This is a genomic window from Bacillus sp. FJAT-27251, from assembly GCF_001273925.1.
Taxonomy (GTDB): domain Bacteria; phylum Bacillota; class Bacilli; order Bacillales; family Cytobacillaceae; genus Mesobacillus_B.
Map to the genome: position 1 here is coordinate 3603108 of NZ_LIGG01000001.1, position 12027 is coordinate 3615134.

Annotated in this window: 12 protein-coding genes; 5 read left to right on the forward strand and 7 right to left on the reverse strand. The window is 43.6% G+C overall.

Annotated elements, in window-relative coordinates:
• Nucleotides 1-35: 35 nt before the first annotated feature.
• The 3 genes from hprK (at nt 36) to ADU22_RS16865 (ending at nt 2073) form a co-directional block, all read left to right on the forward strand.
• A complete protein-coding gene (hprK, locus tag ADU22_RS16860) occupies nt 36-956 on the forward strand; it encodes an HPr(Ser) kinase/phosphatase (RefSeq protein WP_053363202.1) in 921 nt (306 codons plus the stop codon).
• Between the two features lie 152 nt (nt 957-1108).
• A complete protein-coding gene (locus ADU22_RS24355; RefSeq protein ID WP_082252891.1) occupies nt 1109-1210 on the forward strand; it encodes a YjcZ family sporulation protein in 102 nt (33 codons plus the stop codon).
• A gap of 179 nt (nt 1211-1389) precedes the next feature.
• Nucleotides 1390-2073 carry a Dph6-related ATP pyrophosphatase gene (locus ADU22_RS16865; RefSeq protein WP_053363203.1) on the forward strand — a complete coding sequence of 228 codons (684 nt, stop codon included), beginning with the start codon at nt 1390-1392 and terminating at the stop codon, nt 2071-2073.
• A 53-nt stretch (nt 2074-2126) separates the two neighbouring features.
• Here the strand turns inward: ADU22_RS16865 and ADU22_RS25430 are convergent, their stop codons facing one another.
• The 3 genes from ADU22_RS25430 to ADU22_RS16875 are packed head-to-tail and all read right to left on the reverse strand — an operon-like array spanning nt 2127 to nt 6189.
• Entirely contained in the window at nt 2127-2258 is a 132-nt protein-coding gene (locus tag ADU22_RS25430) for a hypothetical protein (RefSeq protein ID WP_277620293.1), read from the reverse strand.
• A gap of 56 nt (nt 2259-2314) precedes the next feature.
• Nucleotides 2315-4126 carry a YhgE/Pip domain-containing protein gene (locus ADU22_RS16870; RefSeq protein WP_353611389.1) on the reverse strand — a complete coding sequence of 604 codons (1812 nt, stop codon included), beginning with the start codon at nt 4124-4126 and terminating at the stop codon, nt 2315-2317.
• Between the two features lie 2 nt (nt 4127-4128).
• Nucleotides 4129-6189, reverse strand: coding sequence for an efflux RND transporter permease subunit (locus ADU22_RS16875; RefSeq protein ID WP_053363205.1), 2061 nt, complete (start codon nt 6187-6189; stop codon nt 4129-4131).
• A 212-nt stretch (nt 6190-6401) separates the two neighbouring features.
• Here ADU22_RS16875 and ADU22_RS16880 point away from each other — a divergent pair, with 212 nt between their 5' ends.
• Nucleotides 6402-6968: a TetR/AcrR family transcriptional regulator gene (locus ADU22_RS16880; protein ID WP_053363206.1), complete on the forward strand. Its 567-nt coding sequence runs from the start codon at nt 6402-6404 to the stop codon at nt 6966-6968.
• A 435-nt stretch (nt 6969-7403) separates the two neighbouring features.
• Here ADU22_RS16880 and ADU22_RS16885 read toward each other — a convergent pair whose 3' ends face one another.
• Nucleotides 7404-8492, reverse strand: coding sequence for an LAGLIDADG family homing endonuclease (locus tag ADU22_RS16885; protein WP_053363207.1), 1089 nt, complete (start codon nt 8490-8492; stop codon nt 7404-7406).
• Nucleotides 8493-8667: 175 nt separating this feature from the next.
• Between ADU22_RS16885 and ADU22_RS16890 the strand changes: the two genes are divergently transcribed.
• Entirely contained in the window at nt 8668-9159 is a 492-nt protein-coding gene (locus ADU22_RS16890) for a CBO0543 family protein (protein ID WP_053363208.1), read from the forward strand.
• A gap of 59 nt (nt 9160-9218) precedes the next feature.
• Here the strand turns inward: ADU22_RS16890 and ADU22_RS16895 are convergent, their stop codons facing one another.
• The 3 genes from ADU22_RS16895 to dsdA all read right to left on the reverse strand — a co-directional run bounded on the left by ADU22_RS16895 (nt 9219) and on the right by dsdA (nt 11860).
• Complete coding sequence (locus tag ADU22_RS16895) at nt 9219-10151, reverse strand: D-2-hydroxyacid dehydrogenase (protein WP_053363209.1); 933 nt, start codon at nt 10149-10151, stop codon at nt 9219-9221.
• A 101-nt stretch (nt 10152-10252) separates the two neighbouring features.
• On the reverse strand, nt 10253-10417 hold the full coding sequence (locus ADU22_RS24750) for a hypothetical protein (RefSeq protein ID WP_156324380.1): 165 nt from the start codon (nt 10415-10417) through the stop codon (nt 10253-10255).
• 120 nt (nt 10418-10537) lie between these two features.
• Nucleotides 10538-11860, reverse strand: coding sequence for a D-serine ammonia-lyase (gene dsdA / locus ADU22_RS16900; protein WP_053363210.1), 1323 nt, complete (start codon nt 11858-11860; stop codon nt 10538-10540).
• Nucleotides 11861-12027 lie beyond the last annotated feature (167 nt).

Here is a 12027-nt window from a genome sequence, read left to right on the forward strand (position 1 = left end):
TAAAGAATGCAGAGAAACGGTGAGGGATGAAAACAGTGAAGAACTTAACGATTGAACAGTTAGCAAACAAGTTTTCTTTAAAGGTACTAGTGGGAGCGGACAAGCTTCGGACTGAAATCAAACAGCCCAGGTCCCACCGCCCAGGCTTGGAATTTGTCGGGCATTTTGACTTTTTTCCGACACAGCGGGTTCAAATTCTGGGCAAAAAGGAAATTACCTATTTGCACAAGCTAAGCCATGAAGAGCGCAAAATGCGGATAGGAAACATTGTAAAATACCATCCCCCTTGCTTCATCGTTACCGCAGGGGATAAAGGCCTAACCTATTTGACCCAGCATTGCATAGAGGAGAACATCCCTCTGCTTGTCGCAAAGGATCCGGTCGTAACAACCGATTTCATTGCCAGGCTTGACGCCTATATGATCAAAGAATTGGCGCCTGAAATGACGGTGCATGGAGTATGTGTAAATGTGTACGGAATTGGCCTTTTGATTCGCGGAGATTCCGGTGTAGGCAAAAGTGAAACGGCCCACACCTTGATAGGACGCGGACATAGATTGGTGGCGGACGATATCGTTGTATTAAAAAAGCTAAGTGCCCAGACTCTTTTAGGAACGCATGATGAAAAGACAAAAGAATTCCTGGCGCTTCGCAGCATAGGACTGTTGAATGTTGTCCGTTCCTATGGACAAAAAGCTTTTCAGAACGAAACCCGCATCGCCCTTGAAATCAATCTGACAAAGTGGGAAAAAGATGCGCTGAACAATGATCTGGAGCAAGAGCCAAGCTATACAGATTATATGGGCATCAAAATTCCTTCAATGGAAATTCAGCTTCAGCCAGGGCGCGATATTGCCGGCCTGATCGAGGCAGCTGCCAACAATTGGTTCCTAAGGCAGCAAGGCTACAGCGCCGCAGAGGACTTCCTCAGCCGCCTGGAGCCTGAATTTTCGTAAAAGAGTTGCTGGGGCAGCTCTTTTTTTTGCTTAGGGGAAGAGTTTTTTTATTTTAAATTAATCCTTCAATGTGGTGAAAATAGGTGATTGTCTATCCCAAAGTCGGGGGTTTTAGCATAGGATACAGCAAACAAAAGATGGAGGTGTGTTTCATGGGAGTTGCTGGAGGTTACGGCTCTGGATTCGCGTTAATTGTGATTCTGTTTATTCTTTTGATCATCGTAGGTGCCGGGTTTATGGGATATGGTTACTAATAAATCAGTATAAGCTTTATTGCTTTAGTGAACGATTCATACTTTTGGGGCCTGCAGGTTTTACCTGCAGGCCTTTGCATGAATATGCGGATTGTATCCACTGCCAAAAGGAAAAGAAGTTTTTTTCGTTCAAAACATTATCAAATGGTATAGTTAAAAGAAAAAGCGAGGTGGAGGAGATGAAAAGGCTGGCACTTTCCTGGAGCGGAGGAAAGGATGGCTGTCTGGCCCTGGATGTTTTGGTGAAGCAGGGAGTGGATATTGAATGTCTTGTAACTACGGTTCCTGCTGAAATTGGCAGGACATTCGGCCATGGGGAAAAAATGCAAAGTATCAGACTTCAGGGAGAGGCGCTCGGGATCCCGGTGCATTTCATTCAGTGTACGTTTGAAGAATACACCCAAAGCTTTGTCAGGGAGTTAAAGAAGTTAAAGCAAACGCACAATCTCACTGGAGTGGCATTTGGAGATTTGTATTTCCAGCCACACCGGGAATGGGGCGAACAAGTCGCATGCGAAGCAGGCCTTGAAGCAGTCTATCCATTATGGGTGAAAGAGGAAGAATCGCTGAAGGCTTTGGAAACATTTATAAACTCGGGCTATAAATCAACTGTCATCAGGGTGCGCGAAGATGTGCTGAATGCCTCCTGGCTGGGCAGGGAGCTGGATCAGTCTTTTCTGCACGATATTCAGCAAGAGAAGGTCTGCCCAATGGGGGAGGCGGGGGAGTACCATACATATGTCCATGACGGGCCGCTGTTCAGACAAAGAATCATCCTGGATGGTCCGGAAGTCATCCAGCTGGAATCGACGAAAAAACTGGAATACACAAATTACTCTTTAGTCCCCAAACATACTAAATAAAAACAGAAAAACGAGGCTGCCTGTTTTCTGGCGGCTCTCGTTTTCTGCGCTCCTTATTCTTTTAATCTAGCAAGCTCAATGATCATCACGATGAGCATGAGCAGCTGAAGCATAACCTCAGTTTCCATGGCAGCAGCCTCCCATCCTGGATTGTTTTCAATCCTCCGGCTTCCCCACGGAACCAAGACTTACGTTTCCCCAGTACMATATATATGGTATTTGCTGCGAAATAGAACCTGGCTTATGAAAACAAATCCAGGAAGCGGGCCCAAATTCCTTTCTTTTCTTCAGGCTGTTCCTCTGCTGTTTCTTCTTCGGCAACCGCAATTTTTTCTGTCTTGATGATAAATTGTACGGTATTAATGGTATCGTTGTTCTCTTCGGAAACAAACGACACTGCTTCGAAATCCGCATTTTCAAATTCAGCGATCATTTGGTCGATTTCTTTTTTCATCTGCTCTGGCAGGTTGCGGGTGGCATCATATAACTGATTGCTTCCGGTGTAAAGCTGGCTGGTGCCGCCTGCCAACTGTTTCACGCCGCCTGATAACTCGGAGATTCCAGCATCAAGACCGGTATAGGAGTTTGCCAGCTGGCTGGTTCCTTTTGTATATTCCACAAGCCCGCTGTGAAATTGATGGTAATTCGAGGCCAGATCAGCCATTCCATCCTGAAGCTGTGCCAAGCCGCTGTCATTTCCCATGCTTTCAAGGGAGGAAGCAAGGCCGTTTGCCATTCTTTCAAGGTTATTCGCCATCTCTTCAAGACCGCCGCTCATTTGCTGCAGTGCCGGATGGACAGCGTCAAAGCCTTGTTTTACTGCAGCATACGTGCCTTTGGCTGTACGGGCAGCATAGTAGGTTTTCACCAGCTGATCGATGACCTTTGGGTCTGCACCGCTCTCGTAGAGCTCCTGGATTTGCTGTTCGGAAATTTTATACTCGGGAATGCCGGCCATTGCTTCGTTTAGCTGACCGTAAGCCGCGTTATAATTCTGCCCAAGAGAATCCAGTCCGCGGGACGTTTCCTTCAAGGCATTGGCGATTTCCGCAAGACCGGCCTGCATTTCACCCAGTCCTCCTGTGCCGCCATTGCCAGGATTCTGGCCGAGAGCTTCATTAATCGATTTAAGAGCTTTCTGGATGGAAACGGAAGCATCAACCAGCTCACCGGAAGAAGCGCTAAGCTGGCTGATGCCATTTCTATATTGGGCAGAGCCTTTTTGCAGCTGGGAAGCTCCTTCATTCAATTGCGTCACTCCTGTGTTTAATTCGCCGACTCCATTCCTAAGCTGCAGGATGGCATCGGAAAGTGAATCCATCTCACCAGTCATTTCATCTACATTCGGTGCGTCAATGGATAAGGTAGAGGGTACGCCTGCAATATCGATTCCAGCGAGCTCGAAATCAACCGCATCTGCTTCAAGCCTAAGTTCTGCTTTCTTCTCCGGCATTACATTAAAAGTTACCTGCTTGTTCTTGCCGGCATTCGCAATCATGCCTTCATCGGACTGTATGTTGCTGAAGAGGGCACCGTCAAGCGTGAGCGATATTTGAAGCAGATAGTTTTCAAAAAAGACAGGGTCTGCGTCTCCATTTGGAGAGGTGGAAATTGTGATCTCAACATGGCCATCTTTTCCCGCAAGCTCTTCAGGAGAGATCCTTTTGCCATCCAGCTCGTAGGAAACGGCTATCTTCCAAGGCAATGGTTCATTATCCATGTTCCCCTGATAATAGAATTTTCCTTCAGGTGCCTCAAAGGCCACTGTGCCATCTTTCTGTTCGATTTCTGTCAGGTCAGTCAGGTTTTTTACGCTTTCATAGCGGCCATAGTCGGTAATGGTCCCAGCTTTCTGTACGTCAAAATTGTTGACCACATAAATTTCACGCTGAGCTCCTGTTGCGCTGAGAGTCGCATAAACTACCTCATCTTTAGAAGCTATTTCCCCGGCAGACTGGACAGCACTGCTTCCGTTGGGAGCGGCACTGACCAGAAATGCTGGCAAAACAAGTGCCGTCGCCATAACTCCTGGCAGCATCCATTTTCTTTTCATCATCATTTCCCCTTGTAAAAGTTTGCTTTCCAAGTTGTTTTTTCAATCCATTTATCAAACACAAGCAGCAAAGCGGGCAGGAAGAAGACAACCATCACAAACGCCAGCAGGGCGCCCCGGCCCAACAGAAGCCCAATGGAAGTGACAATCGGGTTGGAGGATGTCACCCATAGAATAAATCCGACACTGGACAAAATTGAAGCGGAAATCCCGATGGAGAATACTTTCTCGTTCAAGGTTTTCCTGATTGCTTCCTTCGCGTTCAGTTTCCTGCGATTCTTTTCATAATCCTCGGTAAGGAGGATGGCATAATCGACCGTTGCAGCAAGCTGTATGGTGCTAATAAGAAGGTATCCCACATACACGAGGGAAGAATCCGTAAAGTAGGGAACCGACAGATTCATCCAAACTGCAGATTGAATCGTTAACAGGAGGACCACCGGCATTGAAATAGACTTAAAGGTTACCAGAAGGACTAAGGCTATTGTAACGACGGTTAAAAGATTGACCAGCGTATTATCCTTTTGAACAGTGTTTTTAATATCGTACAATGTCACGCTTTCCCCAAGCGAGTGGAAATCTTCACCATAATATCGTCCGGCCGCGGATTGAACTTCTTCAATCACCGAGAAAGCCTCTTCGCCTTCACTTTTGGTGTCTGTTTGCAGGATGATTCGGCTGTAATTTTCAGAGTAAAATTGCTTTGTAATCGATTCATCCAGATATTCAGGCGGAATTGCTGCATCAACGGTGTTTACGTAGGAAATAACATTGGTCACATGGTCGATTTTATCCAGTTCCTGGACCAGTTCTTCTTCCTTGGCAACGTCACCTTTGGGAACGAGCAGGACAATTGGGGTATAGCCGCCGAATTGCTCCTGGATTTTCACGAAGTCACTCCCAGCTCTTGTGGTTTCAGGCTGGTCGCCGATTCCATAGATAAAGTCCGTCCGGCTTTGTGCCAGGAAAGCAGGCAGAATCAGAATGAAGACGATCAATAAGCTGAACATCCTTGCTTTAATAACCGTGCTGCCGATTTTATTGAAGCTAGGCAGCAAGGGCCTATGCTGGGTTTTATCAATCCATTTAAAAAACATCAAGGTCAATGCCGGCAAAAAGACCATAACCGAGATGAAGCTTAAGAGAATCCCTTTTACAAGGTTCACACCGAGGTCGGGACCAATTTCAAACTGCATAAGCGTCAGGGCAGTGAAGCCGAAAAAGGTGGTTGCCGCACTGGCAGTAACCGCCGGGAACGATTTTTTCATCGCCAGCTGCATCGCTTCTTCGGGATTTGAGTTTTGCTTCCGATAATCCTGGAAGCTGTGCAGCAAAAAGATGGCATAGTCCAATGAGACAGCCAGCTGCAAGATCGGGGCGACCGACTGGGTGACAAACGAAACTTCGCCAAGGAACATATTTGTTCCCATATTGATTAAAATGGACACACCAATCGCGGTCAGGAAAAACACCGGCTCTGCCCATGACGTGGTCGATACCACCAAAATCAGGATGATGATTGGAACGAGCAGCGCTGCGGCATACATGGATTCCGTTCCGGCCATCTTCTGGGAGGTGGCGGTATTAAGCGCCTCACCGGACATGGCATTATTATCGCCAATCATTTCGTAAATGGCATCTGTTACGGCGACTTCATCACCTTCTGCAATACTGAACGAAAACAGGGCATTATTGTCTTTGTAGTAGGATTCCAAGGTTTCTCCGTCAGCCATTTCAAGCGGAGTTTTTATATCCATCGCATCATCAAGCCAGATGACATCGGACACTCCTTCAATGGCTTCGAGCTTTTCCTTGAAAACAAGGGCTTCCTGAATGGTCACGTCATGGATCATGACCCTGGTATTTGGCACAGAGCCGGAAAACTCCTGGTCCATGATTTCAATGGCCTTTGTGGAGGGAGCATCCTCTGGCAGATAATCCACCATATTATAGTTGACCGACACTGTAAACTGAGCGAACACGCTGACAATGGCAATCACCAAAAAGGCGACCACGATTGGCTTTTTATGTTTAATGATTTTTGCTGCCCATTCCACTAACATTCTCCTCTCTTGCATCGTCAGAATTTCGACTTTATTATTATATAGACACCGTGTTGGCTATACAACAAACAGTTTTTCACTTTCCGTATGTTGCCCAACAGATAAGCGGAAAGTGTTGGATAACGAGTGAAAAACTTGGGTTGGATGTCACAAATTTCAAAACTTCTTAAGTTGCAAAAGGGTGAAAAGAGAAAGGCAAAGGAGTGGGGCAGGTGAACACGAAAATGGACCGGCGGAAGAAGTATACCCGGATGGTGCTGAAGGACAGCCTGATGCAGCTGCTGAAAGAAAAACCTATTTCTGCCATTACGGTTAAAGAGCTTTGCGAGCTGGCAGATATAAACCGATCCACATTTTATTCGCATTACGGAGATCACTATGATCTTCTTTCCAAAATTGAAGAAGAAATCATTGAGGATATGCAGGAAAAGCTGCAGATGTTCAATATGTGGACAGAAGAACAGATTCCGATTGAAATGATTCTTAAGTATATTGTTGATAAGAAGGATGTTTTTCTGGTTCTTTTAAAGGAGAATGGCGAAAATAACCTCCATAAGAAGGTACGTAACCTCGCTCATGGGTTTCTGGTGAGTCACTTAATGAGGCTGCATAGCATTGAAAGAGATAAAATAGAGTATTTGAGTTTGTTTATCGTGAGCGGGAGCATTCAAATGATCATCAGCTGGCTGGATCGCGGCATGGATAAGTCCGAAAAGGAGCTAGCCGGGATGATTAATACATTTGCCAATAAGGGGCTTTTAGGCGTGGAAAGTTTATAGGTTTTGAATGAGAAGAAGGTTTTAAACATAATAATGTTATGTTAACTTCCAGGTACAATTAAGCATGGAGGGGTTCGGTAGCCAGGATGGTTAAGTATATGATTGGTTAAAAGATAACCTAAAAATATAGCAATTGTTGTGGTGATCTGCGTGTGAACAACCAAAATTAACAAATCAAAATCAATGTTAATGGGTTTCAACATGTCACTGAGTTAGTTGGGATTGCTGACAGAAAAACATAATGATTAAAATAATAGCTGAAAAAGGATTTGGTTCATGATTTTTTGTTCCTGTCTCACTTTTACGAGTATACTTAGACTGTGAGACAGGAATTTAAAGCGTTTATTCAATTTCCTAAAATATATATTATGTTAACTTGCAAAAAGTAAAAAGCGGGATGTGTAAACTAAACACCTCCCCTAACCTAATAAAACATTAGTATCTCTTTGTGACTAATAATGCGCCTAGTTCTATTAAGTCACTGACAAATAATTGATTGCTCTTCGCTTTTGCTTTAATGTTTTCCAATAACTCTTTGTTATAGGTAGTCTTATATTGGACTCTGTCATTAGGTCTAAATCCTTTATTAAAATCAATTTTCTCCAATTTTATGAGTTCAGTTAACCCTGTTTCGATTAAATAATTAATATGTGTGTTCTTTTCTTCAGCAATGATTTTCAGATCTTCCAAAATAGATTTGCTCACATTGGTGCGAAACTTTACTCTAGAGTTTGCTGTTTGAATAATCTTTCCGGCTCCAATCATATTATCCTTTTTATAGTAGATGAAATTATCCTTGGCATCTTTGTATATAATCGAGGCGAGTTTTTTAAGATCATTTTTTCCTTTTACACTAACTCGGAAAACTGAATGGCCAGATTTACTAATATTTTTTTTTATATCAGAACGAAGCTGCCAAGATACAAAAACAGAAAGTAGCGAGTCAGCAAACAATGGGCTTGCCGTCGTTACTTTCATTACATAACCTTCCTGATCAACCCATCCATCACCATCGATAACGCCTCGGACAAATGATGGCAAATACAATTCCGGGACTCTGGGAAACGGAACATTATAAGATTTATTGTGATAAATACCTAGGGTCATTAGATCCTTTTTAACTTCTTTTGAGTTGATGATTAATGTAGGAGTGTTGCATGTTGTGCCTAAAGAACCCAGTACATAGTCTGCCTCCATGTAATCAGCAATTAAACGGAGAATTCTTTCATCCTTTTGCGCAAAGGAAATGGTGTTATTTTGTTTATGTACGGTTCCATCCGTAATCATAAGTCCCAACACCCATGCCATTTCATGTGACCAGACTTTAAAAAAATCTTCATTTACCTTATGCTTCCTTGGCTGCCCTGATCCTTTCTCCCTGTTCATTTCGATGCCATGCTTGTACATAATATTGCGTATGGCTCTGTCTGATAAACCGACAATAGGAATGATTTCTTTAAAAGGCCTTCCGCTTTTATACAATAGGATTATTTGATCATCTGTGATACCAGGGTTTCTTGGCATATCTGCTTCCCTCCTTGCCGAATTCCTTGCTTATTTTAATTATAGAACAGACGTTCCTACACCGCAATTTTTATCATTTGCTTCGCTGTTTAAACAAGATTCAACAGTGTCTATGTAAAATTCATACATATCCACTCATTAGTTACATCACACTATAAAATGAGGTGTTTGGAAAATGGACCGAAAATACCAGGTTGCCTTTTTATCACTGGCCACAGTCACAGCCATGATCTTGCTGCCTTTCGCCATTGTGAAACGGCCGCTGAAGGATTGGATTATTGTTTACCTTGTAAGCGTGATTGGCAACTCCTTCGCAGACAGATTCCTTGTATCCAAGGGATATTTAAAATACAAAATTAGGCCTTTTAACAAAAAATTCATGATTCATGTTCCTTTTGATTATCTCCACTACCCCTTGATGCTGCTATATTACAATCAATGGACACTGAACAGCAGGCCAAGCAGTATCTTCCTGAAGCTCTTTCCTTTTATCATCCCGCAGGTTTTGATTGAGACGGTAGCTGAAAAAAAGACCGATTTGATTAGCTGGAGAAAAGGATGGACGTGGTATCACTCGTTTTTAAGTTTAATGGCCAAAATGCTGGTGTGCCGATTGGTCATAGCAGTTATTAGGAAGATGAATAACAAGAAATTGTCAATAACCTAAAAAAGGAACAAATTTAGTTCCTTTTTTAGGTTGATACCTTTTATTTTTGTGCCGTACGTTTAAAACCCTTTTAGTGGGTCTACCTTGTTTGTGAGCTCCTTCCCTTCTTCCAAGTTTTTAAGCGTCTCAATAAAGCATTCAACGCCTTCTTCAGCAGTGGTCACGGCGGATATATGAGGKGTAATGGACACATTGGGATGTTTCCACAATTTATTTTCTGCTGGAAGCGGCTCCTTGGCGAAAACATCGAGGACAGCAAAGCGGACTTTTTCCTCGTCAAGCGCCTGAAGAAGTGCATCCTCGTTAACGGTTGCTCCCCGCCCCACATTAATAAAGCCTGATCCTTTTAAGTGTCCAAATATACGGGTGGCGAATAAATGTTCGGTTTTCTCTGTCAACGGCAAAGTGTTTATGAGATAATCCATTTCGTTCAGCTTGTAAAAATGGGTTTCAATCGTCTTGACCTCTTTGAAGAACGCCTTTTCCTTCCCGCTCAGTGATACGCCATACACTTCAACACCCAAATTAGTCAGAACTTCTGCCGCTTTTTGGCCAATCTCCCCCGTTCCATATATCATGACTTTTTGCTGACTTAGCAGTCTGGGAGTCATTGGCTGCCACATCTTCTCTTTCTGCATCTCATGGAATTCCCGGTGATACTGCAAGTCTTTTAACAGATAGCTCAAACAATACTCTGCAATCCGCTGTCCAAAAGAACAGACGGTTCTCGTTAACAATACTTCCCCAGGCCAATCCTTTTTAAATAAAAACTTATCGACACCCGCACCAAGCGAGTGAACCCATTTTAGCTGGCGAAGGTCAAATGTCTTTTTTAAATTAAACGCAACCAGGGCATCTGCCCAATCGATATCCTCCTGGGACAGTTCATCTTCATGCACATAGCGAAAATTCTTATGTAAATTTCTGGAGTCGATCAGCCGTTGAATTTCCTTATACATCGGGCTGGCCACAACAATGTTTTGGATTTCCATTCCTTTTTCACCTCTTCACCTTTGTTACCTTGAATTATACCTGATAAAAACAGAACTCATTTAAAAAAACAGCCATCTTGTTGGCTGCTTTTAATGTACAATTATCGAATTTTACCTGTTATCCCGTCATCTCCCATGATACCTTGGCCAATTCTTGGGATATCAGTGAGTCTATTCTCTTTGTTTTCCTTTTTGAACCCTGGCTCCGCCGTACCCGTTGACATGAGCGGCTGCACCGTATCGCTAGTTAAATCTTTCTTTGTCACTGTGTTTCCCTCCTTTATTGTCACTTGTATTATCTGCTGATTGATTTCGCCTATACATGAGGTTATTTGTAAAAAAACCATTATCCCGAGCATGCTGAAGGGTAACGGTTCAGCAAACTATTAATTGGCCATCGGAGCTCCTCTTCGCAAAAAGCTTTCCCTCATCTCTTGAGGTACAAGGCTTCCTCCTGTTGCCCATACAACATGAACAGCCTGATTGGTGTTTGGAAATCTTTCTGTTGAGGCTCTGCTCGCCATGAAGGGCCCTTTCATCCCGGCTAGTGCGGACGGTTCAAGGAAGATGTTCTCCGACGTTGAGAGGCTATATAAAAGGCGGAAAAGTTCATCATCCGAAATGGTATATATTCCGCAAAGCAGATCCTCCATTATCTTGCCGACAAAAGCGGAAGGAGTGCCTACTGCCAGTCCATCTGCCTCAGTCTTGTTATCCAGGCCAAAATCCTGAACAGAAACATGATTATGGAGCTTTGTTGCCATTCCGACAAGCATGGCCGGTGATGAGGTCGGCTCAGCGAAAAAACAGTGGACGTCCGCACCAAAGACACTTTTCAGACCGAAAGTAATTCCTCCGGGTCCGCCGCCCACACCGCAGGGCAGGTAAACATACAACGGCCGTTCCGGAGTTATCTGAATTCCTTTCTCATCAAGCTGTTTTTTTAATTCATAAGCGACGGCAGCATAACCAGCAAATAAAAGCTGCGAGTTTTCATCGTCAACAAAATAAGACTGTTTGTCTGCTTCACTTTCCTTCCGCGCCGCCTCAACAGCAAGTGTATAATCTGAAGCATGCTCAACCACCTTGACGACATGCTTCCTGAGAAGGTTTTTCTTCCACTCCTTAGCATCCGCAGACATATGGACAGCCACTTGGAACCCTAAGGCTGAGCCAATCATTCCTATGCTAAGGCCCAAATTTCCGGTTGAGCCGACAGCAATCGTATACTGTCCAAATATTTGTTTTGCCCTGTCGCTCAGCACAACAAGATAGTCATCCTGTTTGCTTTTAAGCAGACCATGCTCAAAAGCAAGACTTTCGGCAAGAGCCAATACCTCGTGAAATCCTCCCCGTGCTTTTATTGAACCCGCCACAGGCAAAGCATCATCTCTTTTCAGAAGAAGCCTGCCGCCAATATCAATGGAGTACTCCTTTTCCAGCACTTTTTTCATCTCCCTAATTTCATTGAGCGGCGATTCCAGGTTTCCTTCAATCTCGGGAAACAGCTTGGCCAGCAATGGCATAAAGGCTTGGAAGCGTTTTTCAGCCTCCCTGATGGTACTTGTTCCTGTTCCGTTAACTGGAAATTTCGGATTGAAGGAATAATCAGGATTTACCCACAGTAAGGGCTCTTTTTTTATAATGCTTTGCAAAAAAGGCTGTTTGATCATATATTCATGAATTTTTGCATCCAATTTACTCTCCATCTTTATCCTTCCCCCAATAATAATGTTATTAGAAACGCAATATTTCGAACTATTATAACATTTTCTGCTTCAGCCAACAGATTTTCACATTGTGGAAAAGCAAGATTTGTTTACAAGGCACATATGTTTAATCTTAACTCAGTCTGATTTAAACCTCACTGAAAACG